The 25,120-nt window shown below is 62.6% G+C and carries 30 protein-coding genes; 17 read left to right on the forward strand and 13 right to left on the reverse strand.

Going from position 1 to position 25,120, the window contains the following annotated elements; all coding sequences use genetic code 11:
• Positions 1–13 precede the first annotated feature (13 nt).
• The 3 genes from rnhB (at position 14) to BW940_RS22650 (ending at position 2,007) form a co-directional block, all read left to right on the forward strand.
• On the forward strand, positions 14–706 hold the full coding sequence (gene rnhB, locus BW940_RS05020) for a ribonuclease HII (protein WP_076608081.1): 693 nt from the start codon (positions 14–16) through the stop codon (positions 704–706).
• 61 nt (positions 707–767) lie between these two features.
• Positions 768–1,778, forward strand: a complete 1,011-nt coding sequence (locus tag BW940_RS05025; RefSeq protein ID WP_076608082.1) for a sodium:calcium antiporter — start codon at positions 768–770, stop codon at positions 1,776–1,778.
• 82 nt (positions 1,779–1,860) lie between these two features.
• Positions 1,861–2,007, forward strand: a complete 147-nt coding sequence (locus BW940_RS22650; RefSeq protein WP_449406673.1) for a DUF7563 family protein — start codon at positions 1,861–1,863, stop codon at positions 2,005–2,007.
• Positions 2,008–2,013: 6 nt separating this feature from the next.
• On the opposite strand, the gene BW940_RS05030 is transcribed toward BW940_RS22650, so the two are convergent.
• The 3 genes from BW940_RS05030 to BW940_RS05040 all read right to left on the reverse strand — a co-directional run bounded on the left by BW940_RS05030 (position 2,014) and on the right by BW940_RS05040 (position 5,246).
• Complete coding sequence (locus tag BW940_RS05030; protein WP_076608083.1) at positions 2,014–3,639, reverse strand: preprotein translocase subunit SecD; 1,626 nt, start codon at positions 3,637–3,639, stop codon at positions 2,014–2,016.
• Positions 3,639–4,523 (reverse strand): protein translocase subunit SecF, encoded by an 885-nt coding sequence (gene secF / locus BW940_RS05035; RefSeq protein WP_076608084.1) that lies wholly within the window; start codon positions 4,521–4,523, stop codon positions 3,639–3,641. Before secF ends, BW940_RS05030 begins: the two co-directional genes overlap by 1 nt.
• A 249-nt stretch (positions 4,524–4,772) precedes the next feature.
• A complete protein-coding gene (locus BW940_RS05040; protein ID WP_076608085.1) occupies positions 4,773–5,246 on the reverse strand; it encodes a DUF5812 family protein in 474 nt (157 codons plus the stop codon).
• Between the two features lie 123 nt (positions 5,247–5,369).
• Between BW940_RS05040 and BW940_RS05045 the strand changes: the two genes are divergently transcribed.
• From BW940_RS05045 to BW940_RS05055, 3 genes are all read left to right on the forward strand, one after another.
• Positions 5,370–5,681: a hypothetical protein gene (locus BW940_RS05045; RefSeq protein ID WP_076608138.1), complete on the forward strand. Its 312-nt coding sequence runs from the start codon at positions 5,370–5,372 to the stop codon at positions 5,679–5,681.
• A 78-nt stretch (positions 5,682–5,759) separates the two neighbouring features.
• Positions 5,760–7,061 (forward strand): hypothetical protein, encoded by a 1,302-nt coding sequence (locus BW940_RS05050; RefSeq protein ID WP_076608086.1) that lies wholly within the window; start codon positions 5,760–5,762, stop codon positions 7,059–7,061.
• 104 nt (positions 7,062–7,165) lie between these two features.
• Positions 7,166–8,284, forward strand: coding sequence for a CPBP family intramembrane glutamic endopeptidase (locus tag BW940_RS05055; RefSeq protein ID WP_076608139.1), 1,119 nt, complete (start codon positions 7,166–7,168; stop codon positions 8,282–8,284).
• Between the two features lie 16 nt (positions 8,285–8,300).
• On the opposite strand, the gene BW940_RS05060 is transcribed toward BW940_RS05055, so the two are convergent.
• Positions 8,301–8,759 (reverse strand): NOB1 family endonuclease, encoded by a 459-nt coding sequence (locus tag BW940_RS05060; protein ID WP_076608087.1) that lies wholly within the window; start codon positions 8,757–8,759, stop codon positions 8,301–8,303.
• Positions 8,760–8,763: 4 nt separating this feature from the next.
• Complete coding sequence (locus tag BW940_RS05065; RefSeq protein WP_076608088.1) at positions 8,764–9,009, reverse strand: PRC-barrel domain-containing protein; 246 nt, start codon at positions 9,007–9,009, stop codon at positions 8,764–8,766.
• A gap of 187 nt (positions 9,010–9,196) precedes the next feature.
• Here BW940_RS05065 and infB point away from each other — a divergent pair, with 187 nt between their 5' ends.
• The 3 genes from infB to BW940_RS05080 all read left to right on the forward strand — a co-directional run bounded on the left by infB (position 9,197) and on the right by BW940_RS05080 (position 11,558).
• The gene (gene infB, locus BW940_RS05070) at positions 9,197–10,996 is read left to right on the forward strand and encodes a translation initiation factor IF-2 (protein WP_076608089.1); all 1,800 of its coding nucleotides are present in this window, start codon (positions 9,197–9,199) and stop codon (positions 10,994–10,996) included.
• 49 nt (positions 10,997–11,045) lie between these two features.
• Positions 11,046–11,225 (forward strand): hypothetical protein, encoded by a 180-nt coding sequence (locus tag BW940_RS05075; RefSeq protein ID WP_076608090.1) that lies wholly within the window; start codon positions 11,046–11,048, stop codon positions 11,223–11,225.
• Positions 11,226–11,354: 129 nt separating this feature from the next.
• On the forward strand, positions 11,355–11,558 hold the full coding sequence (locus BW940_RS05080; protein ID WP_076608091.1) for a hypothetical protein: 204 nt from the start codon (positions 11,355–11,357) through the stop codon (positions 11,556–11,558).
• Positions 11,559–11,566: 8 nt separating this feature from the next.
• Here the strand turns inward: BW940_RS05080 and BW940_RS05085 are convergent, their stop codons facing one another.
• A complete protein-coding gene (locus BW940_RS05085) occupies positions 11,567–11,941 on the reverse strand; it encodes a cyclophilin-like fold protein (RefSeq protein WP_076608092.1) in 375 nt (124 codons plus the stop codon).
• A gap of 21 nt (positions 11,942–11,962) precedes the next feature.
• Positions 11,963–12,886: a hypothetical protein gene (locus tag BW940_RS05090; RefSeq protein ID WP_076608093.1), complete on the reverse strand. Its 924-nt coding sequence runs from the start codon at positions 12,884–12,886 to the stop codon at positions 11,963–11,965.
• A gap of 142 nt (positions 12,887–13,028) precedes the next feature.
• On the opposite strand from BW940_RS05090, the gene pyrG reads away from it, so the two are divergent.
• The 3 genes from pyrG to BW940_RS05105 are packed head-to-tail and all read left to right on the forward strand — an operon-like array spanning position 13,029 to position 15,954.
• Complete coding sequence (gene pyrG, locus BW940_RS05095) at positions 13,029–14,714, forward strand: glutamine hydrolyzing CTP synthase (RefSeq protein WP_076608140.1); 1,686 nt, start codon at positions 13,029–13,031, stop codon at positions 14,712–14,714.
• Positions 14,714–15,631, forward strand: coding sequence for a glutamine-hydrolyzing GMP synthase (gene guaA, locus BW940_RS05100; protein ID WP_076608094.1), 918 nt, complete (start codon positions 14,714–14,716; stop codon positions 15,629–15,631). The genes pyrG and guaA overlap by 1 nt, the downstream gene beginning before the upstream one ends.
• Complete coding sequence (locus tag BW940_RS05105; RefSeq protein WP_076608095.1) at positions 15,628–15,954, forward strand: DUF7126 family protein; 327 nt, start codon at positions 15,628–15,630, stop codon at positions 15,952–15,954. Before guaA ends, BW940_RS05105 begins: the two co-directional genes overlap by 4 nt.
• A 457-nt stretch (positions 15,955–16,411) precedes the next feature.
• Here the strand turns inward: BW940_RS05105 and BW940_RS05110 are convergent, their stop codons facing one another.
• Entirely contained in the window at positions 16,412–17,149 is a 738-nt protein-coding gene (locus BW940_RS05110) for a 5-formyltetrahydrofolate cyclo-ligase (protein WP_173834846.1), read from the reverse strand.
• A gap of 1 nt (position 17,150) precedes the next feature.
• The gene (locus BW940_RS05115) at positions 17,151–17,981 is read right to left on the reverse strand and encodes a MogA/MoaB family molybdenum cofactor biosynthesis protein (protein WP_076608097.1); all 831 of its coding nucleotides are present in this window, start codon (positions 17,979–17,981) and stop codon (positions 17,151–17,153) included.
• Between the two features lie 105 nt (positions 17,982–18,086).
• On the opposite strand from BW940_RS05115, the gene BW940_RS05120 reads away from it, so the two are divergent.
• Both BW940_RS05120 and BW940_RS05125 read left to right on the forward strand, forming a co-directional pair.
• Positions 18,087–19,115, forward strand: a complete 1,029-nt coding sequence (locus tag BW940_RS05120; protein ID WP_076608098.1) for a zinc-binding dehydrogenase — start codon at positions 18,087–18,089, stop codon at positions 19,113–19,115.
• 63 nt (positions 19,116–19,178) lie between these two features.
• Positions 19,179–19,484: a hypothetical protein gene (locus BW940_RS05125; protein ID WP_076608099.1), complete on the forward strand. Its 306-nt coding sequence runs from the start codon at positions 19,179–19,181 to the stop codon at positions 19,482–19,484.
• A 20-nt stretch (positions 19,485–19,504) separates the two neighbouring features.
• Here BW940_RS05125 and BW940_RS05130 read toward each other — a convergent pair whose 3' ends face one another.
• The 3 genes from BW940_RS05130 to BW940_RS05140 form a co-directional block, all read right to left on the reverse strand.
• Positions 19,505–19,837, reverse strand: a complete 333-nt coding sequence (locus BW940_RS05130) for a DUF7853 family protein (RefSeq protein WP_076608100.1) — start codon at positions 19,835–19,837, stop codon at positions 19,505–19,507.
• Positions 19,838–19,991: 154 nt separating this feature from the next.
• Positions 19,992–20,561: an NUDIX hydrolase gene (locus BW940_RS05135; protein ID WP_076608101.1), complete on the reverse strand. Its 570-nt coding sequence runs from the start codon at positions 20,559–20,561 to the stop codon at positions 19,992–19,994.
• Positions 20,562–20,804: 243 nt separating this feature from the next.
• Positions 20,805–21,752 (reverse strand): diacylglycerol/lipid kinase family protein, encoded by a 948-nt coding sequence (locus BW940_RS05140; RefSeq protein ID WP_076608102.1) that lies wholly within the window; start codon positions 21,750–21,752, stop codon positions 20,805–20,807.
• Positions 21,753–21,806: 54 nt separating this feature from the next.
• Here BW940_RS05140 and BW940_RS05145 point away from each other — a divergent pair, with 54 nt between their 5' ends.
• Positions 21,807–22,604, forward strand: coding sequence for a PHP domain-containing protein (locus BW940_RS05145; RefSeq protein ID WP_076608103.1), 798 nt, complete (start codon positions 21,807–21,809; stop codon positions 22,602–22,604).
• A gap of 27 nt (positions 22,605–22,631) precedes the next feature.
• Here BW940_RS05145 and BW940_RS05150 read toward each other — a convergent pair whose 3' ends face one another.
• Positions 22,632–23,045 (reverse strand): Lrp/AsnC family transcriptional regulator, encoded by a 414-nt coding sequence (locus BW940_RS05150; RefSeq protein WP_076608104.1) that lies wholly within the window; start codon positions 23,043–23,045, stop codon positions 22,632–22,634.
• A 102-nt stretch (positions 23,046–23,147) separates the two neighbouring features.
• On the opposite strand from BW940_RS05150, the gene carA reads away from it, so the two are divergent.
• Entirely contained in the window at positions 23,148–24,224 is a 1,077-nt protein-coding gene (gene carA, locus BW940_RS05155) for a glutamine-hydrolyzing carbamoyl-phosphate synthase small subunit (protein ID WP_076608105.1), read from the forward strand.
• Between the two features lie 315 nt (positions 24,225–24,539).
• A partial coding sequence (locus BW940_RS05160) for an RNA-guided endonuclease InsQ/TnpB family protein (RefSeq protein WP_143823863.1) occupies positions 24,540–25,120 on the forward strand: 581 nt, incomplete at its 3' end.

Raw genomic sequence — 25,120 nt, forward strand, 5'->3', positions numbered from 1 at the left:
TGAGCCATGTCGTATGCCATTTGGCGTCGACGAGGCGGGGAAGGGGCCAGCGCTCGGATCGATGTTCGCCGCAGCCGTCTATCTCGAGGATCGAGCAGTGCTCCCTGAGGGCATTGCGGACTCCAAACAACTTGCCCCGACACGGCGCGAGGAACTGGCGACACGGCTCCGTGCGGACGATCGAATTGCCGTCGGGATCGCCGAGATCACGACCGCACAGATCGACGATCCGACGACGGATATGAACTCGCTTGCCGTCACAGCCCATGCCGAGGCGATTGCTGACGCGCTCGCGGCCCTCGAGTCCGACGCACTCGAGGTCGATTCGATTTCGGGACTCTGCGACGCCTGTGACACCGACGCCGACCGGTTCGCTCGTCGCGTGGCCGACGCCTGTGCGACCACGTCCACGTTCGAGGCGGCGATCGACCTCGAGATCGACGCCCGCCACGGGGCCGACGACGACTCGAAACTCGTCGGCGCAGCCAGCATCGTCGCCAAAGTCGAACGCGACGCCCACATGGCCGCCATCGCCGACGAATACGGCGCAGTCGGGAGCGGCTACCCCAGCGATCCGAATACCCGGGCATTCCTCGAGTCCTACGTCGAGCGCCACGGTGGACTCCCATCGTTTGCCCGGGAGTCGTGGTCGACTTGCGAGACCGTGCTCGCCGACGCCCAGCAGACGGGACTCGGACAGTTCTGATTCGAGTACGGTCTCGTCGCCTGCGACTGTTTTATACGCACACTCGACACACGACTGATACATGATCGACGTGATCGGACTGCTCGGACTCGCCGTGGTCGCGACGGCGGTCGTCTGGAAGGGAAGCACGTGGCTCGAGGATTCGGCCAACCGACTTGCTGCGGGCTACGGCGTTCCAGCGGTCGTCCAGGGAGCGATTATCGCCGCGGCGGGCTCGAGTATGCCGGAACTGGTCAGTGTGCTCCTTGCAACGTTGCTGCACGGCGAGTTCGAACTCGGCGTCGGGGCAATCGTCGGCTCCGCTGTGTTCAACCTGCTCGTCATTCCGGCCGCAGCAGTGCTTGCGGGCGGCGGGCAAATGTCGACGGGTCGCGATCTGGTATATAAAGAGGCGCTATTTTATATGCTCGCGGTCGCCGCCTTACTGTTGACGTTCTCGCTGGCGGTGATCTACAACCCGCTCGCGGGGGCTGGCCTGCAAGGAGCCGTCACCCGCCCGCTCGCGCTGTTTCCGCTGTTGCTGTACGGGCTGTACGTTTTTACCCAGTATCTCGATACGACCGAACACGAAGGAAGCGCTGACGATACAGTCGATCTCGTCTCTGCGTGGCTCTGGTTCGGCCTCGGACTCGTAGTTATCATCGTCGGTGTCGAAGGCCTCGTTCGGTCCGCGATCGGGCTCGGTGAGGCGTTCGGCACGCCAGCGTTCCTCTGGGGAATGATCGTCGTCGCTGCCGGCTCGAGCGTCCCGGATGCGTTCGTCAGTATCGCCGCGGCCCGGTCGGACCGCCCGTCGGTCAGTCTCGCGAACGTGTTGGGAAGCAACGTCTTCGACCTGCTCGTTGCCGTACCGGTCGGGGTATTGGTTGCCGGCACGCTGGCGATCACGTTCGAACACATCGTCCCGATGATGGGGTTTCTGATCCTCGCGACGATCGTCTTCTTTACCGTCGTCCGAACGGAGATGTTGCTCTCACGGCAGGAAGCGTGGCTGTTGCTCGTACTGTACAGCCTGTTCGTCCTCTGGCTCGTCGCAGAGAGCATCGGCATGACGAACGTCGTTCCGACCTGAGTGGCACACCGGCCACATTAATCGGGTTGCAGTGGCAGACAGACCGATCTTGCCCGTTGGACCGGTTTTTCCGCCGGTTATCATGCCTGTCTGTACGAACTGCGACAGTCCCGTCTCTCTCGACTTCGCGCGTGTATACGGTAGCGATGGCAGTGTCGAGTGGTGCCCGCGCTGTCGAGACGGGCTCCACCACGACAATAACGAGCAAAACGATGATCACCGCGGCTGAACCGCGTTACTTGTCGGTCAACAGCCGCTGGAGGATGTCCCCGTAGGCCGGTCGGGTGATGAGCACACCGACCAGCACGCCGAGGATGGTGATGATGGCGAACCCGCGCAGATCGCCGAGGCTCAACACGGCCAGCGGCGACATCGCGATGATCGTCGTCGCCGCAGCAGCACCGATAACCCAGAACGCCTTGCGGAAGCGGGACTCGAACACCCGCTGTGAGCTGACGTCGCCGTCGTCCATCACCTCATCGGCGATGATGATGAGGTCGTCCACCCCCGTCCCGACGACCGCGATGAACCCGGCGACGTGGGAGAGATCCAGCGGCATGCGTATCAGCGCGGCAAAGCCGAGCAGGATCACCACCTCCGCCATCGCGGTGACGATCATCGGTGTCGCGACCCGGACGTCGCTGTATCGCAGGAAGACCACACCGCTGACGGTTACCACCGACAGCGCACCGATGAGCAGCGAGTAGAGCTTGAACTGGTCGGCGAGTGCCGGCGACAGCGAGAGCGTCTGCTCTTGCTCGAGGTCGAGCGGTGCAGGGAGCGCCCCAGCCTGCAGGTTCACCGAGAGCGCTGCCCCCTGCTGTTGGGTCTGTGCGCCCATAAAGAAACTCGGGTCGTTCGCCCACGTTCCGTCGGCCATACTGCTGGCCAACGTCGGACCCATACTGTGGGCGTCGACGACCTCGCCGTCGACGACGGTGAGCAGACAGTACTGCTCGTCTGCGTGATCGAAGCTGATCGTCTCGCCGTCACCACGAAGCGAACACTGTCCGACGCCCTCACCAGTAAAGCCGATGTCGTTCATTCGATCCTGGTAGTCGGCTGCAGCGTTGCTGTCGACCTGCACTGGCACCTCATAGCCCGATCCACGCTCGGATGGCCGCGGTGGATCGACCGTTGCGATGTCGGCTCCCGTCAACACCGTCTCGTTGGTCTGCGTGCCGTTCTCGCCCGGATAGTAGGCGACCACTTCGACGATCCCGCGCTCGGAGAGCAACGCACGAAGCTCATCGGGATCCATGTCCGGCACTTCGGTGACGATGTAGTACTCGCCGCCGAATCTGGCCGACTCGTAGGCGGTCCCGCCGGAGAGGCCGGCCGCGTTGATCTTCGACGTGATCGTCTCGACGATTTGCGCCCGCGTCTGTGCGGTCACCCCGTCGCGGATATCTTCTTCGGGGTCGACCTCGACGCCCGCTTCCGCGAGTGCCGCGGCGAACTGCGCTCTGGTCACCTCGTCGGTGAATATCTCCGCGTGGACGTTCCCGTCGTCGTCGACGCTGACGCGTGCGTTGCCCGTCTCGAGGTCGAACTCGTCGTTGTCGTACAGTGTTTGCTCGATCTCGGTGAGCCGTTGTCGATCGACGGATCCGTCTTCCTCGTTGACCGCGCCTGCATCGATGTTCTCGGCGGTCATCCCGACCACGGGAGCGCTAATCCGCGTCCCGCCATCGAGACCGAGTCCGTACTCGAGATTCGTTGGGTTGTCGTCCTGACTCTCGACGTAGCTGTCGTCGGCCATGATACCACCGGGGACGAACAGGGCAACCATCGCGCCGGTGACGAAGGCCACCAGCAAGAGGAGCCGCCAGTGCTCCTTGATGAAACTGATCGGTCCCATTACGATCGCACCCCGTGGAACTTGTACCAGCGGAGTAAACTCAGGTTGAGCATGTAGGTGTTCATCAGGTCGGCCGCGAGGCCGACAAAGAGGATAATCCCGATCGATGCCAGCAACTCGACGCCGAACAGCCACGCAGTGACACCCATCACGAGCATCGCCGACATCGACGTCACCGTCATCGTGACACCGGTCTCCATCGCCCGATTGGTGCTTTCATAGAAGTCACCGCTGCGACGCAGGATGTGGTTGTTTAACAGGATGTCCGAGTCGACCGAGTAGCCGATCAACATCAACAAGGCGGCGACGGTTCCAAGCGAGAGCGAGATCCCGGCGATTGCCATGAACGCGAGCGGAATCACGAGATCCGAAAACGCCGAGATGACGATCGCGATCGACGGGACGAACGTCCGAAAGAACAGGAACGCGAGCACGCTCATGCCGAGGAACGCGGCGGCGATTCCCAACAGTGCGGTCTGTTGGGTCTCGCTACCGAAGCTTTCCGAGACCGTCGACTCGAGTTGGACGATATCGGCATCGCCGTCCTGTGCCAAGTTCTGTTCGGCCTGTTCGCGCAGCGCCGAGCTATCGGTCGAGGTGAACTGGATAACATACTGATTCTGCGTGTCGGGCGCGGCAACCGCCTGAATCGACTCCGGCTCCTCGTCGAAGGCGTTTGCAATCTCCGCCTCAGAGGAGGTGGTCTGGACGGTCAGCTCCGACCCGCCGGCGAAGTCCATCCCCAACTGGACTGGCGTCCCCGTCACGAGAAACGAGCCAGTGAGGACGAGCAATGCAACCGCAAGAACGGCAAGCGGCACCGCCGCGAGTTGGCGGTTACTGTACCGGGTATAATTGATCTCCGGTACGTCGAAATACCCCATATATCGGACCACTGGCTGTCAGCCCGTGTAAGCCTTCTCAATTTCTACAGTATCTTCTAAAACGAATTATATCGGAATACCTGACGGTCTGAAGCCTGTCGAGCACGAAATCGGTGAGATGTCGTTCGAATCGGATCGAAACGACGATCGGGTCGAGCCCGACGTCTCATACGGTCTGCTGTACCGAGTTACCGCCAATCACCAGCGACGGGGTCGGTGATCGGCGGTCAGTGACGACAGCAGTCCGTCTCAGTCCGGCAGATACCGAACGCTCAAGACACCCTCATCGGCTGCCCGACGAACCTCGACGCGGACGGCCTCGAGGCGGGCCGCTCGAGCGATCGTTTCGTCGTCCTCAAGGACGTCCGCGGCGGCCGCATCGACGTCGTCGGATGGCACACAAAAGATGTGAATCTCGCCGGTCCCGGCTCGCTCTTCCTGAATCAGATCGCCGACCTCGGCGTCTGCTGCCAGCTCCTTTGCGTGCTGGGTCGGCTCGAGGTCGCTGTCGACCAGCTCGATCGCGCGTCTGTCCTCGATGTCGACAAGTTGCCACGTGACCTCCAGTGGCGGGTCCGGCGCGACGGTCGCCTCGAGAACGTCGTGGACCTCGAGGCCGGGGTTCGACGCAAGCGTGTGTACCTGTGCGGTCTCGACGTCACGGACGACGGCCGAGTCGGATTCGGCATGGGTGACGACGAACGTCCCCGTTGTTTCGCTCATAGGAGGCCGTAGGCCGCTCGTCGGTTTCCGGGTTTCGGCTTTCGGTCGGGCCGTCTCCATGACGGTTCCCGCCGGGTGAGGACCGAAAACACCCTTTATGAGTCCAGTATGAATACTGCCTGTATGGTCTGTTCGAAACTCCTGAAACTCTGTTACGCCTCGAGTGCACTGTACGGCCTCCTTACGGCACTTGCACCCAAGCGGAGCCTGTCCCTGTCACTGAACTGCTGGAAGCGCAGTTTCGAGAACGTCTCGGAACTCGAGCCGAAACCGTGGTACGTCCGCAGCACCCGCGCAATTGGGATCGGTATGATCGCCGCCGGACTTGCCGGGTTCGTCCTCGAAGAGCGTGCACGCGAGTCCGCAGACGCAGACGACGAGTCGGATGTCGACATCGTCGAAGTCGACGTCGATAGCGACGACTCGGCCAACTAACCGCTTTTTCGGGTCGACCACGACGCTGACCGAGTGCGTGACGGAACGCCTTTAGCGTCGGCGGTCGCCGTCTCTCATATGAATGTCGATATCGGTAACGCGCTGGCATCGGTCGCCGCCCCGGGCGTCTCTCGAGCATCTCTCGAGCGACTGGACACACAGGTCGCGGACGCCCACGAGCGCATCGAGCGCGGGATGGCGAACGGAGAACACGGCTACGAGGCACTGAATCTGCCCCAGCGAACCGATCCCGACGAGATCCGGGCTGCCGTCGAGCCGGTCGCCGACGCCGACGCCCTCATTACGGTCGGCATCGGCGGCAGCGCACTCGGCGCGGCGACGATCACGAACGCACTCGCCGACGAGAGCGACACCGAAGCCGTCTACCTCGACAACGTCGATCCCGAGTGGGTCTCGAGCCACCTCGATCGACTCGACCTCGAGAACACGGCGATTAACGTGGTCTCGCGCTCGGGGACGACGGCGGAGACGCTGGCGAACTTCCTCGTCGTCCGTGACGCCTTCGAGTCAGCGGGCGTCGACTGGACCGAGCGAACAATCGTCACGACCGGCGACGCCGGCCCGCTGCGTGATCTCTCGGATCGCCACGACCTGCCCTCGCTGAAGGTCCCCGACGGCGTTCCCGGCCGGTTCTCGGCGCTGTCGGCGGTCGGCATGGTCGCCGCGGAAGTCTGTGGCCACGACCTCGAGGCTCTCCTCGAGGGCGCGGCCGCCGAAGCCGAGACGCTGTCAGGGTCGCTGTTCGAGTGTCCGGCCTACGCCTACGGCGCGACGACGTACGCACTCGACCAGCGCGGGGCCGGCATCAACGCGATGATGCCCTATGCGGAATCGCTCGAGACCGCAGCCGAGTGGTTCGCGCAGCTCTGGGCCGAGAGCTTAGGCAAGGACGACCTCGGCCAGACGCCGGTGCGCGCCCTCGGCGTGACCGACCAACACTCCCAACTCCAGCTCTACCGGGCGGGCCCGCGCGACAAACTCGTCACGTTCGTCACGCCCCAGGAGAGCGTGGATCGACCGATTCCGGACACCGACGTCGAGAACCTCGCCTACCTCGGCGACGCGACGCTCGGCGAACTGCTCGAGGCCGAGTTCGAGGCGACGGAAGCCAGCCTCGCGGCGGCCGGCCGACCGAACGTCCGGCTCGAACTCGAGCGCGTCGACGAGTACGAACTGGGCGGGCTGCTGTACGGCATGGAAGCCGCGTGCGTGCTCGCGGGCGAGCTCTACGGCGTCAACACGTTCGAACAGCCCGCCGTCGAGTGGGCCAAGAAGGCGACCCGCGGCCTGCTCGGTGGCGGCGAGTTCGAGGAAGCCGAAGCTGTCGCGGAGAAGACGTCGCTTCGCGTCGAGCGGTAATCGAGCCTCGAGCGGTGACGAGCAGAGACGCATCCGTGGCGGCCGACGGACACTCGGTCGCTCGGTTGCGGTGGGCCTATGAGCACGCACGCGAACAGCAACGTATGAGCGACACTGCGCGGGCCGTCGACGGTGATGGCGACCCGCTTTCGTCCGCCGTCGTCCCGACCGTCGGCACTGTCCTCTCGGTCATAACCGTCGCTGCACTGTTGGTTCCCGCTCGCCACGGCGTCGAGGAGCCGGCGCTCTGGATCGCGGCGGCCGGAGCACTTTTGACTACCGGTGCGTTTCTCACACGCCGACACGGCATCCTCGAGCGACGCGTCGCCGGCCCGATCGCTGCCGGCTCGAGTCTGCTCGTCGTGCTCCTGTCGGGGTACGCGATCACCCAGGGGGTGCTCGGATCGATCGTCGTCCCGGGTCTCGAGTGGTCGGTCTCGTTGCTGTTTTGTGCCTTTTTCGTGGCAGCCGGAAGCGTCGGTATCGGGGTCGCCGACCACGCGGGCGTCTCGGGCAGCGGGTTGAAGCGCAGACTGGGACTGACGGGAGAAATGCTGGTGCTTGCGTTTATTGGCCTGTTCGCCATTTCGATCGCGGCCATCCTCCTTTCGGTTCCCGTGCAACTGCTCGCGGGCGAGCCGACGGAGTTCCAGTGGACGGTGATTGAGTATCTCGCCTTTGCCGTCGGACTCGGTGCCGTCGCGGCCGGCTATCTCGCGTTCCGCGAGCGGGACCTGTCGTTTCTCGACCTCGAGCGCCCGACGCTTCGGACGGTCGGGTGGGTAGTCGGCGGACTGCTCTTGATCCTTGGGGCGAACTTGGGGATCTCGGCGCTGATGACCGCTGCTGGCATCGAGGCCTCCGAACACACCACGACCCAACAGGCCGCCGAAAACCCCGATCTGTTGCTCGTGATCATCCCTGCGATGGTGTTGTTCGTCGGGCCGTTCGAGGAACTGCTCTACCGCAACATCATCCAGAAATCGCTCTACGAGAGGTTCTCACGGCCCGGTGCGGTCGTCGTCGCAAGCGCCGTGTTCACGCTCGTCCACATTTCGGCGTACGCTACTGCAGGGGCGGGCCGAATTCTCGCGAGTCTGTCGCTGCTGTTCGTGCTCTCGTTGATCCTCGGGACGATCTACGAGCGGACGGAGAACTTACTCGTTCCGGCACTCGTCCACGGCTGTTACAATGCGGCAATCTTTCTGCCGATGTACTTCTAGAAGTCGTCTCCGACGCTTACGAGGGGTTCTTGCGTGCAAGCCCCGAGCCACAGATCGGACAGCGATCCTTCTGCTCGTCGAACTCCCGGCCACAGCCCTGACACTGATATCGCCAGTGGCGCTGTTCCTCGATTCCCTCTCGAGCGATCACGTCGACGGCGACGTTGAGTTTTTCAGCGACGTTTTGCATCGCGTAGTCGTCGGTGACGAGCGTTGCATCGAGTTCGAAACTCGCCGCGATGAGTCGAACGTCGGTGTCCGAAAGGACGTCGAGATCACCCGACTCTTTGGCCGCGCGTTCGACCTTCTCAGTAGTGTCCCCGTTTGGAATATGAATGTGCATCCCCGAGCCTTCCATCGCGTCGTAGCGATAGGCGCTCTCGTCCTCGAGTTCCTCGCGGACGAGTGGGATCGTTGCAGTCTGTTCTGTCGTGTGAAAGTCGTGAATAAACGCCGAGGAGTCAAGAACGTACATTCCGTTAGCGCTGGACGACGATGTAATCTTTGACGGCCTGAACACGGTTGACGGGCACGAGGAACCGGCCGGCTTCGTCGACGTCGAAGTCGACCGACCGGGTCGGGAGTTCCTCGTCAGGATCGATTACGAGATCGTGTAGTTTGCCCGATTTGAGGTCCATCGTGATGTTGTAGAGCAGTCCCAGTTCGACGCCGTCGGAACCCATGACCGACTTCCCCGAGAGGTTTTCAGCGAGTATATCGCTCATGTATACCCGTACTTACTAATCGGTATTAAAAACCACGGGGTCCACGCGAAACACCGTGATGGCTTTTCTCGTCGCTCGTCGAATCCGTCTCTGATCAGTTCGCGTGGAAATCGGCGAACGCGGATGACGATGGGTTTAACTACCGTCCTGCGGACGCTTTAGACAAGACCTTCTCGGGTGGTTCACCATGTCGAATACGGATACGCGCGACCCCACATCTCTCAGAACACCGATCGTCGCTGTCCTCGGACACGTCGATCACGGTAAGACCAGTCTCCTCGATAAAATACGCGGCTCTGCAGTTATCGAGGGTGAAGCAGGGGCGATTACCCAGCACATCGGCGCGACAGCCGTGCCGCTGGATATCATCTCCACCATCGCGGGCGACCTCGTCGACCCGGACGACTTCGACCTCCCCGGCCTGCTGTTTATCGATACGCCGGGTCACCACTCCTTTACGACGCTTCGCTCCCGCGGTGGCGCACTCGCCGACATCGCGATCCTCGTCGTCGACGTCAACGACGGGTTCCAGCCCCAAACGCTCGAGGCCTTAGAGATCCTCAAACGTTCCGAAACGCCGTTTATCGTCGCTGCGAACAAGATCGACACCGTCCCCGGCTGGAACGTCAACGAGGACTCGCCGATCAACGACACCTACGAATCTCAGTCGGATCGGGTGCGCAAGCGACTGGACGAGAACCTCTATGAGATCATCGGTAACCTCTCGGACGAGGGCTTCTCCGCGGACCTGTACTGGCGCGTCCAGAACTTCCAGCGCAACGTCGGCGTCGTCCCCGTCTCGGCGATGACCGGCGAGGGCGTCCCCGACCTGCTGACCGTGATGATGGGACTCTCCCAGCGCTACATGAAAGAGGAGATGGAGATCGACGTCGCCGGCCCCGGCGTCGGTACCGTCCTCGAGGTCAAAGAGGAGAAAGGCTTCGGGACAACCATCGACACCGTCCTCTACGACGGGACGATCAGAGCCGACGACACGATCGTCGTCGGGGGGATGAACAAGCCCATCGTCACCGAGGTTCGGGCGCTGCTCCAGCCTCGACCGCTCGCCGAAATTCGAACTGAGAGCCGGTTCGAGAAAGTCGACGAGGTGTCGGCTGCATCCGGGATCAAAGTCGCCGCGCCGGACCTTGCAGACGCGATGGCCGGCGCGCCGGTCCGGGTCGTCCGCGATCGGCCCCTCGAGGACGTCGTCGCCGAGGTCGAGGCCGAACTCGCGGATATCGCCGTCGACACCGAAGAGCAAGGTGTCGTCGTCAAAGCCGACACGCTCGGCAGCCTCGAGGCGATGGCCGACGCCCTCGACGAAGCCGAAGTGCCGATCGTCCGTGCTGAGGTCGGCGACATCGCCCCGCGTGACATTTCCGTGGCCTCGACGGCCGAAGATTCGAAACAGCAGGCGATCCTCGGCTTCAACGTCGACGTGCTCAGCGACGCCGAACAGCGCGCCGAGATCGACGACGTGAAACTGTTCACCGACGAGGTCATCTATCAGCTTATCGAGGAGTACGAACAGCACATCGAGGAACTCGAGCGCGCCCAGCAGGATACGATTCTCGACAACATCGTACGGCCCGCCCGGTTCCGGATTCTGCCCGACCATACCTTCCGCCAGAACGACCCCGCAGTCGTCGGCGTCGAAGTGAACTCGGGCACGATCCAGAATAACGCCAATGTCGTCAAGTTCGAGAACAACGAACCCGAACGCGTCGGCCAGGTCAAAGGGATTCAAGAACAGGGCGAAGACGTCGACGAGGCCCGCGCCGGCAACCGCGTGAGCGTCGCGATCGACGGCCCGACCGTTGGCCGCCAGATCGAGGAGGACGACGAACTCTGGACTGCGGTCCCCGAGAAACACGCGAAGATCTTAGAGCAGGAGCTGGCAAGCGAGATTCCGGGTGACGAACTCGAGGCGCTGAATATGTATCTGGACAAACAGCGCAGTCGTGATCCGTTCTGGGGCAAATAACAGTCAAAACTCCGAAGTTATTTTGTGACATCGGGCAGAGACGGTTGGTATGGTCTCCCGTGAAAACAAAGTCGTCGGCGGGTTTGTCGCGGTCGCAATGGCCCTCACTTTCGGCGGATTTTGGCTGACCGATTTACCAGATGAAATTTTGATGGTGCTGCTGTTTTTTGTCGGTGTCGTCGCACCGATGGTCGTGAACAACTATCTCGATACCCGAGAATCCGTGTGATAGAGTGAGCCGGTATGCACACTTTGTTCGTACGCCAGCGTTCACTTCTGGGGCAAGTAGCGATCCCCGCCGGCTGATGGAGACGGAATCGGTCGCTACCCTTAACCTTCGTGCAAGCCTATAACTCGTATGACTCAGTTCGTCTGGATACTTGTCGTGTCGTACGTCGTCCTCGGAGCCGCACTCGTCTCTGGGCTGGCGATCGGTTCGACGACACTGTTTCTCGCTGCCGGTGGACTGTTTGCGGCACTCGCCGTTTCCCAGCGGATCGTCTACTCCAGCGCCGACGGTCGAACGCCCGATCCGGGACCAACCCCGCGCAAGCGAATCTGAATTCGGCGTTACTCCGCTCGCTCGAGTCGCACTCGCGTCCCGCCATCTAGCTCCGCAAGCGCCGAGACGTCCTCGAGTCTGGCAACGACAGTAACGGGCGCAGCAGCGCGCGGCTCGCCGTCGGTACTGGCTGGCGTCTCGCCCCAGAACAGACACAGTTTGTCCCCGTCAGGCCAGTAGGCGATCGCCCCCTCCGGAACGACCTCGCTGGCGTGTTCGGCTGGCACGTCGAGGGCGAGATCGAAGTAGAGTTCGTCGCCCCAGCGAATCCCATCGCCCGCGACGGGCAACGCAGCCTCGAGTGCGGCCCTCGTTTCCGGGGCGTCGTCGGTCCAGGTCGCTGTCAACTCCCGCTCACCAACGGTGACACGAAGATCCGTCATATCTCCACCGTCACACGGACACTACTTCGTGTTGTCTGTCAGTGTGACTCGAGCGTCGGGCGACGGCTCTCGTCGCCCGCGTGCGCGTTCGAGTTCCTCGAGGACGTGTTCGGGGTCATCGATCGCCGAGCGGTCACAGCGGATATCGAGCCACCGGTGCTCGAGAACGAGTTCGTCATCGGTGAGTTCGATGCCGGTGATCGAATCCCACGGCACGAGCGTTCGCTTGTAGGTGCGCTCGAGGACGACGCCGGCCGCGTGGGCGTGGATCTCCGGAACGCTCCAGCGCTCGCTCGCATCGAAATCGACCCAGTCGCCACCCCAGTCGAATCGATTTGCGAGGAGCACGACGGTCCCGTACCCCGCCCAGAGGAGGCCGATCCAGTTGCCGGCGGCAATGCTCCCGAGGCCGGCGATAACGAGGCCGACCGCCATGACGATGGACGCCCACCCGTTCGCTCCGTAGCGGGGGTCGTGCCACGCCCAGGAGACGACCGGCTCGTCGGGCGTCACCGCGGCGACGGACCGATTTCTGGTCATCCGTGCAATGCCGACGGCGACGGCCCCACTGAGCAGACTGCTCGCGATCGCGAGCACGCTGAGTCGGGTCGTGGACTCGAGTGAGGTGATTGCGGGGACGAACAAGACGGCCACGAACGCGGCCGCCGGGAGATAGCACGCGAGCCGTCGACGGCGAGACTGGCCGATTCGTTCGGGGAGGCCACGCAGCCGATGGCCGAAAATGAAAACGAGTAGCAGGACGGCTGTCAACGTACTCGGTGCCGTCGCGAGAATCGTCGCCGTCGTCGCATCCGTGGCGACGCCAGCGATTGCGGTCGCTCCGGCAATGATCACCCCGAGATAGAACCCGAAGCCGGCTTTGAATCCGAGATCTGGCTCGGAAACGCTGGGCGCTGGGCCTGACTGTCTGTCGTGCGTGGCCACAGGTGATTCGTTGCTGTCACTCCACAAAACAGTTCGGGCACCCGACCGGCCGTGGCGAACCTGTCACACTCGAGAATGACAGGGCATGCCGGAGACGGACCGGTCCCGAAATCGTTTTCAACCGTTCACACGGACACTCGGTATGCCGACGGAATCGGACACTCATTATGACCCCGATCTGGGGAGCAAGTTCATCTTCGTCACCGGCGGTGTGATGTCGGGACTCGGCAAAGGGATTACGGCCGCGAGCACCGGCCGACTCCTGAAAAACGCCGGGTTCGATGTCACCGCTGTGAAGATCGATCCGTATCTCAACGTCGACGCAGGGACGATGAATCCCTACCAACACGGTGAGGTCTACGTCTTAGAAGACGGCGGGGAGGTCGACCTCGATCTGGGGAACTACGAACGGTTCCTCGATATCGACATGACCTCGGATCATAACATCACCACCGGGAAAACGTACCAGCACGTCATCGAGAAAGAACGTGCAGGCGACTACCTCGGGAAGACGGTCCAGATCATCCCGCACATCACCAACGACATCAAACGCCGCATTCGAGAGGCCGCCGAAGGCACCGACGTCTGTATCATCGAAGTCGGTGGCACGGTCGGCGACATCGAGGGGATGCCCTACCTCGAGGCCCTCCGCCAGTTCGCCCACGAGGAACCCGAGGAGAACGTGCTCTTTACGCACGTGACCCTCGTCCCGTACTCGAAAAACGGCGAACAGAAGACCAAACCGACCCAACACAGCGTCAAAGAGGTCCGGTCGATCGGCCTCCAGCCCGACATCATCGTCGGGCGCTGTGAGGATCGGCTCGACCCCGAGACCAAAGAGAAGATCGCGCTGTTCTGTGATATCCCGACCGAGGCGGTGTTCTCGAACCCAGACGTCGACGACGTCTATCACGTCCCGCTGATGGTCGAGGAGGAAGGCTTAGACCAGTACGTGCTCGAGCACTTCGACCTCGACGACGAGGCGCTCCCGCCGGGCGAGCGAGCCAACGAGTGGCGTAATATCGTCACGTCGGAGAAAAACGATGAAGTCGACGTCGCGCTGGTCGGCAAGTACGACTTAGAAGACGCGTACATGTCGATCCACGAGTCGCTCAAACACGCCGGCTTCGAACTCGGCGCTGACGTCAACGTCCACTGGGTGTCGGCCGACGAGATGGCCGAGGGCCACGATGGCCAACTCGAGGACGTCGACGGCGTCATCGTCCCCGGTGGCTTCGGAATGCGCGGCTCCGAGGGCAAGATCGAAGCCGTCCGATACGCCCGCGAAAACGACGTGCCGTTCCTCGGTCTCTGTCTTGGCTTCCAGATGGCCGTCGTCGAGTACGCCCGCCACGTGCTGGGACTCGAGGACGCCCACTCGGCGGAGATGGTCGAAGACACCCCACACCCGGTCATCGACATCCTCCCAGAACAGTACGAGGTCGAAGACATGGGCGGCACGATGCGGCTGGGCGAGCACACGACCGTGATCGAACCCGAAACACTCGCCTACGACCTCTACGACGACACGTCCTGTACCGAGCGCCACCGCCACCGCTACGAGGTCAACCCCGAGTACTTCGACCAGTTCGACGACGAGCCGCTGACGTTCTCGGGCACGGCGGGCAACCGGATGGAGATCCTCGAACTCGAGGACCATCCCTACTTCCTCGGGACGCAGTTCCACCCCGAGTACACGTCCCGTCCCGGCCAGCCGAGCCCGCCGTTCGTCGGACTCGTCGAGGCCGTCCTCGAGCGCACAAACGCCACCGCCGACACCGAGCAGGAATCCGCAGAGACCAACACCGAAACTGAGGTAACCCACTGATGGTAGACACTGAGACGTTCGTTCCGGAGGCAGTTGCAGAGATCGAAGACGAAATCGGCGATGCAAACGCGGTCATTGCCCTCTCGGGCGGTGTCGACTCATCGGTCGCCGCCGCGCTGGCCTACGAGTCCATCGGCGACCAGCTCACCCCGGTCTACGTCGACACCGGCCTGATGCGGAAAGGCGAAACCGCCCAGATCCGCGAGACGTTCGACTACATGGAGTCGCTGCGAATCGTCGACGCCAAAGACCGCTTCCTCGAGGCGCTTGCCGGCGTCACGGACCCCGAGGAGAAACGCGCGGTTATCGGCGAGCAGTTCATCCGCGAGTTCGAGCGCGAAGCGAAAGACGCCGACGCAGACTACCTCGTGCAGGGGACGATCTACCCCGACCGCATCGAGAGCGAAGGCGGCATCAAATCCCACCACAACGTCGGCGGCCTGCCCGATATCGTCGACTTCGAGGGTATCGTCGAACCCGTTCGTGACCTCTATAAGGACGAAGTCCGCGAGGTCGCTCGCCACCTCGGACTCGAGGAAATCGTCGCCGAGCGGATGCCGTTCCCCGGCCCCGGCCTCGCCGTGCGCGTCATCGGCGAAGTCACCGACGAGAAACTCGAGGTCGCCCGTCATGCCTGCCACGTCGTCGAGGAGGAACTCGAGGAGTACGAGCCATGGCAGGCGCTTGCAGCCGTCATCGGCAAGGCAACGGGTGTCAAAGGCGACAACCGCGTCCACGGCTGGGTCGTCTCCGTTCGCTCCGTCGAGTCGCGAGATGGCATGACCGCCCGCGCCCAGGAGATCGACTGGGAGACGCTCCAGCGTATCCAGTCCCGAATCACCGGTGGCCACGAAAACGTCGCCCGCGTCGTCTACGACGTGACCCACAAACCACCTGCAACGATCGAGTACGAATGAGCATGGACGTCATCGTTGCCGGACCGGACGAGGACAACATCACCGAGGCTCTCGAGGCAACGGGCGCACACGTCGCGCGTGTTACGGGCGTTATCTCACGGCCCGTCCTCGAGGAAGCCGGCGTTCTCGAGGCGGAGCTGTACGTCCTGACGGACGTCAGCGAGGCGACGACGATCCCGATCGTCTGTGATCTCAACGACGACGTTCGGACGGTCGTCTACGCCCGAGACACGATTCCGGATTTCATCAAGGGACAACTCGACCTCGCCGTCGATCCGCAGCTGATGGACGCTGCGGTCGTCGCCGACGAACTGACCAGCTGATCGGTCGTTCGCCCGTCGAAATCGGTCCTTATGAGAAAGATACCGTCAGTGAACGCTCTCGAGCCAGCATTGATCCGAGTAAATGCGGATTGAATTCGGCAAAATCCGGGACAAGACTCACGTACTGTCGCCCCCGTTAAAGTAGATCCCGCCGGTAGCGACGGATGGAGGTCAACGGGCAGACCCCACCAAGGCATCCACTGCCTGTTCCCGTGACTTCCAGCAACCCCACCACAGCACCCTTCCCCACCATTGCCACACCGTCCCGTTTCGGCGGTACTGACACGGGCCCCTGCACCGGCCCGTATCACCCCTGCGGGTGGCACCCGGGGCGCGAGCATTTTTCGCGCCTCGGGGTGATTCGTTCGCCAGTCGCCGATCAGAGCCGCTGAAAACCACTGCACACTCAATCACACGGCAGCGGCGGTAATCGGTGTGTACACACTTCCCGTTCGTTTCAGCTGTCGCTTTCCTGCGATCGAAGCCGCTGTAACACGGGAATCTCCTCCAGTCGCTCGTCCGTCAGGAGCGCCCAGTTGATTCCGGTCGGCTGCTCGTGGCCGTCGGGACGGACCGTCCGCTCGGGCGTGACGATCAGGTCCATCGTGACGTCGTGATCGCCGGTCGACACCGGCTCGTCGAGGAGCTGTCGCTCGTGGACCGTCGTCGCGACCGTCGTTTCCCCGTCGACGAGGGCAAGTTCCCGTAACATCGCATACTCGAGGTCGCTGTAGCCCTCGCCTTTCCCGACCCGTTTCCCGGCGTCGGTGACACCCACGCTTCCGGAGACGATCAGATCGATTGTCTCGACTGCGTCCGGACCGACCGGCTCGCCGTGGGTCGACGAGCCCGACACCGTCGTCGCGGCGTCGTAGTCCTCGAGGTCGTTGGGATCGAGTTGCAGGAAACACTGCTCGTCTGCAAGTCGGGGCACAGCCATGTAGACCGTCTTGCCCTCGCGCAGCGCTCGCCGCCGAACCGGCAGCTGTGGCGCGTCGGGGTTGGCCTTGATGGTCGCGGCGGCCTGCCACTCGGGTTGCTCGGCGAGCCGGTCGGCCGCCGCGTCCGCCCCGGCGAAGTTCGGAATCCGGCCATGCGGTGGGAACGGAAACCGGGCTTCGCCGCTGTCCTCGAGGGCATCCCAGACGCGTTCGCGAACGGCTGCTTTGTCGATAGGATCGTCAGGAGTATCCATCTCATTCCCCTCCGTTTTCGGCTTCGGTCTCGTTATCATCTCGATCCGTGTTCCGTTCGTCGTCCGTCGAATCGGACTCGCCAGCGTCCGTCTCGGCTTCCTCGGCTTCGGGCTCGTCTCCCTCGGGTTCTGCGCTGGGTTCGTCTTCGTCGTCGGGTCCACGGGCAAGCCCGATGAGATGGTGTGCCTCGGGCAGGATGATCTCCTCGAGGCCGAGTCGGACTGCGGCTTCGTTGCCGGGGAGACAGAACACCGGGATGCCGTCAGCGACGCCTGCAAGCGTTCGCGCTGCGATAATTCGAGTGCCGACCTCTTCGTAGGCCAGCGCGGTAAACAGCTCGCTGAACGCCGAGAGCTCCTTCTCGAGCAGTGGCTCGACGGCCTCGATGGTGATGTCGTCAGGTTCGACACTGGTTGCGCCGCCGGTAACGATCAGGTCGATGTCGTCGCGGTCGAGCAGCCGCGAGACGGTCGACTGGACCTGATCGTGCTCGGTCTCGAGGTGCTCTCGGACCACGATCTCGTGGGATTCCTTTTTGAGGGCCGTAATGATCGTCTCCCCGGCAATATCGTTTCCGATCGCTCGGTCTGTTGCGATCGTGACGACGCCAACCCCGAGAGAGGTGGTGTCGGATGCAGCCGCCTCGTCAGACTGGTCCCCGTTCTCGCCGTCTTCGGTCTCAGCCGTCGGCTCGTCGCCTTCCGCAGCCGCCGTCTGCTCGTCGCCTTCCGCAGCCGCCGTCTGCTCGTCGCCTTCCGCAGCCGCCGTCTGCTCGTCGTCGACGTCAGTTGTGGCCGTCGCTTCGTCTGTCTCCGCGTCCCGTTCGTTCATACCGTACGGTTTACCGGCTGACAGGTAAAACACACCATCGATGAATCGTGATGCGCGACAGCATAGCCCAACTGTTATGAGGCGGGTTTGCGTTGACCTCCGTGTATGCAAGCAGTCAAAGTCACGGAACACGGTGACACGGACGTCATCGAGTACGGCGAGTACCCAGATCCCGAAATCGATCGCGACGAGGTACTGGTCGACGTAAAGGCGGCAGCGCTCAACCATCTGGATATCTGGACTCGCCGAGGCATGCCGGGGATCGACCTCGAGATGCCACACATTCCTGGCAGTGACGGGGCCGGCGTCGTCGCCGAAGTTGGTGAGGACGTCACCCGGTTCGAGGAGGGCGACCACGTCGCGCTCTCGGCTGGTGTCGGTGACCTCCGGATGGACGACCCGACACTGGATCCGCGCTTTCACATCATCGGCGAGCACGTTACCGGCATTCACTCCGAGTACGCCGCGATCTCCGAGGACAACCTCATCCCCGTCCCCGACCACGTCGACTGGGAGGTCGCCGGCTCGAGCTGTCTGGTCTTCCAGACCGCTTGGCGAATGCTGATCGAGCGCGCCGACCTCGAGGCCGGCGAATCGGTACTCGTCCTCGGAGCCAGCGGCGGAGTCGGCCACGCCGCGCTTCAGATCGCAAACTACGCGGGCGCAGAGGTGTACGCGACAGGCAGTACCGAAGAGAAGCTGCAGTACGCCGAGGAACACGGCGCAGACCACGTCTGTAACTACGAAGAGGAGAACTTCGCGGACTGGGTCCGCTCGGAGACGGACGGCCGCGGCGTCGACGTCGTCGTCGAACACGTCGGCGCACCCACGTGGCAGGACTCCCTGAAGAGTCTCACCAAGGGCGGGCGACTCGTCACCTGTGGCGGCACCGGCGGCGGTAACCCCGAGACGGACATCCCACGAATCTTCTGGAACCAACTCGAGATCATCGGCTCGACGATGGCCACACCCGGTCAGGTCGACGACGTGATGGAACTCGTCTGGGACGGCACGTTCCAGCCGGCGATCCGTGAGGAGCTGCCGATGAGCGAGAGCGCACGCGCCCACGAGATTATCGAGAACCGAGAAGGGTTCGGCAAGGTCGTCGTCCGTCCCGACAGCGAACTCGAGTAAGCCATCGAAGCCGGAGCGTTCCGGAACCGTGAGGACTTTCACCACAGGCTCGAAACGTAGCCTGTGACCTCGAGCGACGACAGCGGCTACGTCCACGATCCGTCCGCGTTCGACGACGATGGAACGCGAGCGGAGTCAACAGACGACGATTGGGACGGCGGGTCAGTCCATCCCGATCAGGTCGACCGGGAGTTCGATTGGCGTGGCTGGGTCGTCGTCGGCATGATCGTCGTCGCGTTTCTCATCGCCCCGATCGCGATCACCCTGTGGCCGCCGGGCGTTGGCTACCGCGTTGCGCTATTGATCTTGCCGCTGGTTCCGGCCTTTTTCCTCGCCGTAACGGCAGTCTGGGCGACGACACGTCCCTAACTTCGAAAAACGGGAGACTGCTACTGGGTTGTCGATTCGACTGACTCGAGACGCGTCTCGAGGCGGTCGACGACCGACGATCCGTGAGTGACGTCTCGCTCGGGGGCGTCCCCAGCGTCGACATACGAAGTCATCGCATCGAAGAGGTTGCGAGCCTGGGCGCTGGTAAGTACGGCTGTTCGATCACCAGCCTCGATCGCGTCGATCGACTCGAGGACCCATTCGAGGGCGCGCTCGTCGTTGTCGATCGCTTCGTCGAGATAGCTCACGAGGAGGTGGTGGGTAACCCATTGCTCGTCTCTAGAGAGCGTGACTTCGTGCGTCTCGGTCTTTTCCGGTTGTGGGGAACTCATTTCGTCACACGGACCGATTCTGTCGGTCCTCGACCAACGCTACGAAGGGCGGCATAATAAGCCTTGTTACTTGTTATCATGGGACGGTACACGGCGATGGCATCGATCGTCCGGGCGAACTGTCAAATCGTCCGGACAGTGCTGGCTCGAGACGCTACTCCTCGTCGCGGACGTCACGACGCATCGCGATCTCGAACCACGGACAGAGTCGAAGCTGGCGGTACGATTCCGGATTCTCGTGGAGTCGCTCGTATGGTGCCCACAGCAGTCCCGCCACCTCCTCGTCGTTTGGGTCGAGGCTGCGATCCGACAGCGTCAGTTTCAGGACGGCACAGACCTCGTGTTCGACGCCCGCGTTCTCGAAGTAGCGTTTGTACTCGAAGCGGTCGGTCAGCCGCAGGTCGTCGTACTGATCGGGCGTGATCCCTAACTCTTCTTCGAGACGCTGGCGAGTCGCCTCCGCCTGACTCTGACCCTCGACGGGGTGGGAGGCGACGGTGCCGTCCCAGTAGGTTCCCCAGAGGCGTTTCTCGGGCGCTCGTTGGGCGAGCAAGACGTTCCCCTCGCCGTCGAAGACGAGCGACGTAAACGCCCGGTGGCGAATGCCGTCACCGGTATGGGCGTCGAGTCGATTGACTAACTCGAGTTCGGTGTCGTTTTCGTCGACGGCTATCACGTCCTGACCGGCGTTCTCGTGTTCCAGATCCTCCTGAGGCGTGCTCATACTCGTTTATCACGTCGATTCCTGAAACCAGTATCGGCTCCTCTCGACTGTCTCGAATCGGGACAGGAGCGGCTATGATTGTCGTGCAGCGCTTGTAGAGCCGCCGCATCCGCACGAACATCAACGGTGAGGCGGCGCTCCGACCGCGTCGAGAGTTCGGCGATCCGATGAACCGACACGTCGAACCGACGGCGTAACGCCCTCGAGCCAGGTCACAGTGCGCGCTGTCGGCGTTCGATGGGGCTACAGTATTCCGTCGTCCGGATCTGGTTCGTAGCCGTCGCCGACGGCGACCCTGAGCGTCCGCGGGTTCGTCTCAAGGTGGAGCGTCTCAGTTTCGAGCATCTCGCCGTCGAGACTGTACGTGATGGCGTCCCGAGTGCTCTCGATCGCGAGCGACGGGGTTCGCCGACGAACGATATACGAGCTATCGCCGCCGAACAGTCGTTTGAGCGCCGCCTCGCCGAGCAAGTTCATGGTCGGGACGTCTTCGACGACCGTCACCTCGAGCAGACCGTCCTCAACGTCGGCCTGGGCCGTTCGTGCGCCCGTAAACCGCCGGCAGTTGCCGATGAGGACGAACATGGCGTTCCCTTCCCAGGCCTGTGTTCGTTTCCCGTTCGGTCCCGCAGCCGTCTCCACTCGCAGCGGAAGCGAGTCGAACGAGTTCATCATCTCGAGCGTGGTTTTCACGTACGCGAGCACGCCCAGGTTCGCCTTGCTCTCGGAGGTCGTCTTGTGGCTCGCTTTGGCGGTGATGCCGCCAACACAGGAGTTGACGAAGCGTCGATCGTTCGCCGTTCCGACGTCGATCGACCGGCGTCGTCCCTCTTCGAGTACCGTAAACGCGTGCTCGATCCCCTGGATGCCGACGTTCGTCGCGAAGTTGTTGCCCGTTCCGGCGGGAACGACGGCGAGGGTCGTCGTCTCGAGTTCGTCGGCGGCGGCGATGCCGTTGACCACGCCGTTGACCGTCCCGTCGCCGCCGACCGCGGCGATGAGGTCGGCGGTGGGGGCGGCGTCGCGGGCCAGTTGCTTCGCGTCGCCGCTCTCCTCGGTCTTTCGAATGTCGAATCCGTGTTCGCCGCCGAGTTCGACCACGTCGTCGACGTGATTCTGGCTCCCACTTTCGGGATTCAGGATGAGCACGCGATCGGCCGCTCGACCGCCGGTCGGTCCCGCTAATTGCATACTGCGGGAAACGCCGGCCGAGGACAAAAGGATCTGGCCAGCGTCTGCGTTCTCGTGTACACCGTCGACTTACACGCGCACACGCGATTCTTCCACGGACACCGGGCCCTCGGAGACCGGTTCGACCCACTCGGCGTTCGTCTGCTCACCGCGATGGCCGATCGACGGGACCTCGACGGAATCGCGACGACCAACCACGATTACTATACGGCGTTCGATCCGTCACCGAACGTCGAAACGCTGCCCGGGATCGAGATTACGACCGATCGCGGCCACGTCCTCGTCGTCGGGCCGGATCCGCCTGCAGCGACGAAACCAGGTGCACTCTCCCCCAAAGAGGCGGTTGCACTGGCACACGACCGGGACTGCGCCGCGATCGTCGCACACCCGTTTCGAAACAGTACCGTGCGAGAACTCACCGACGTTCCTTTCGATGCAATCGAGGTCAACGGCAAACACCCCCGTTCCCAACCGCTCGCCGAGGAGTTGGCGGCCGAACGCGACCTCCCGCTGGTCGGCGGCAGTGACGCCCACTACCCGTTCGAAGTGGGCCGGGCGTACACGGTCATCGAGGCCGACCGACTCACACCCGAGGCGGTAGTCGACGCGATCCGCGACGGACGGGTGAGCGCCCGCATCTCCCGTTCGCGGGCCGACCGTATGCTGCGCCGAGGGTATCGGGCGATCCACCGCCGCAAGCGCGTGATCGATGCCATCGAGCGACCGACGCCGGGAGTGGGGACGCCACCGGGTGAGGAGAAAGCCGAAATCGAGACCGAACCGAACGCCGATACGGTCTGCTGTACCGATTTACCACCGATCACCAGCATCGGGGTCGGAGATCGGTGGTAACTGACTACAGCAGTCCGTAGAATCCGACTAACCCAGTTCCTCGTCGAGAATCAGTCGCGTCTTAGTGTTTACGACCTCCGTTTGGTCACGAGCCTTCGTGATGAGATCGTTCACGCCGCGCGTGTCCGCGGCGTCGACGACGAGGACGATGTCCTGCTCGCCCGAGACCATCCAGACGAAATCGACCTCTTCCCACTCGGCCATCCGTTCGGAGACGGCCTTGGTGTCGACGTCGACCGCGACGCTGATCTCGAGCATCGCTTTGACGTTTCCCGTCCGTGTCGAGATCGTAAAGCGCTCGATGACGTCGTCGTCCATCATCCGCTCGACGCGGTTGCGGACGGTTCCTTCGCTCGTTTCGACCTCGTCTGCAATCTCGGTGTACGGCGTCCGGGCATCTCGCCGGAGAATATCGAGGATCTGTCGGTCCAGGTCGTCCATGGAGATGCGTGACTATGCCGGACACCCACTTACCGATTACGAATTTCGTAACTCAGCTTCGAAGACAACACTTATGATGGTTGCTCCAATACGTAGATCGTAATGACAGCAGCCTACGTTGCACTGGAAGGGGGCCACGTACTCGAGGGGCGTGGTCGTGCTTCCGGAACGGCTCGTGGCGAACTCGTTTTCACGACGGCATACACCGGCTACGAAGAAAGCCTGACCGATCCATCGTACGAGGAGCAGATCCTTACCTTCGCGTACCCGCTGATCGGCAACTACGGCGTCCGCGAGGAGCGATTCGAGTCCGACCGCGTTCACCCGCGCGCCGTACTCGCAAAGGAACTCACCGACGACGTCACCGAGTGGCTCGAAAGCGAGGGCGTCCCCGCCGTCGACCACCTCGACACCCGCGACGTCGTCATCGACATCCGTGACGGCGGCGCGATGAAGTGTGGAATCGCCGTCGGCGACGACGTCACCGAAGACGACGCACTCGAGCAGCTCGAACAGTGTAAAGCCATGAGCGACCACACGGAGATCGGCGCACAGGTCAGCGTCGCCGAGCCGGTCGTCCACGGCGAGGACAACGACGGCGACACGGTCGCCCTGGTCGACTGCGGCGCGAAGGGCTCGATCATCGACTCGCTGCTCGAGCGCAACGCGACGGTGCACGTCCTGCCACACGACGCGACCGAAGCGGACGTCGAGGCAATCGACCCCGACGTCCTGTTCATCTCGAACGGCCCCGGTGACCCCGCAAACTACCAGCAAGCGATCGATCTCGTCGACACGTTCGTCGAGGATACCCCCGTCGCCGGCATCTGTCTCGGCCAGCAGATCGTCGCCGAGGCACTCGGTGGCACGACCGAGAAGATGACCTTCGGTCACCGCGGCATCAACCAGCCCGTGCTGGACCTCGACTCCGGCCGCGTCGTCATGACCACCCAGAACCACGGCTACACGGTCGCCGAGCCCGGCGACCGCCTCGAAATCACGCAGATCAACGTCAACGACGACACGCCGGAAGGCCTCGACGGCGTCGAACACGACATTATTACCCGCCAGTATCACCCCGAAGCCAACCCCGGCCCACAGGACACTCTCGACTTCTTCGACGACGTGCTCGCAATGACTGACTCGCAAAACCAGCGAGCCGTTCCCGCTGACGACTGATTGAGGTCGGTTCGGATTTCGTAACTCGTCGCTCGGTTTTTTTGAATCAGTATTGGTGGTGAATTGACTTACATCTGAGACAGTTTGCTGTCAGTCAGTTCCGGAGCGACCGCGAACCAGTAGGCAGCCGCGTCGAGCCACAGTGACAGCAAACCATTGTGCATGCGATTTAGCTGAAAGAGAGGGCGCTAAGCCCCCTTCCTCAAGGAGCGAGCGTAGCGAGCGAGTAGGGAGGGGATACAGCGCCCGCACGAGTCACAAGCACCCGAATCAGCACGATTAAGACAGCCCAATTCATACGAGTTGACACGTCGTATGAAGTACAGCCCTCGCTATCGCTTACTCCCCGCCACAGAGCAACGCGAAGCGATGGACTGGACACGAAACACCGTACGACAAACATACAACCACGCACTCCTCGAATTCAACCAGATACCCGAAGACGCAGGAACGCTCCGCCAACGCGTCTGGAGCGTCAGAGACACCCTCCCCACAATGAAAAACTGGTGGCCAGACCTCAAACAGGTCTACTCGACAGTCTTGCAGAAAGCCATCGAGCGCATCCGAGACAATATCGATAGCCTCGGTAAACTCAAAGCCAAAGGCTACAACGTTGGGTCGCTGAACTGGAAGAAACCGCGTGAGTTCAGGAGTTTCACGTACCGGCAATCGGACTTCGAACTCGACAAGAAGAGTGGTCCGAACAACCGAGGACTCCTCGTACTCAAGAAACTCAAAGGCGAAACCCGCGAAATCCCGATTCGTCTCCACCGCAACCTCCCAGACCACGAAACCATCAAAGAGGTCACGCTGAAGAAAGAGCCGACGGGCGCGTGGTACGTCTCATTCTGCATCAAAACCGACGAACCCGAAAAACCCGCGCCCGAAGACATCGA

The organism is Natronorubrum thiooxidans, assembly GCF_900156475.1.
GTDB lineage: Archaea > Halobacteriota > Halobacteria > Halobacteriales > Natrialbaceae > Natronorubrum > Natronorubrum thiooxidans.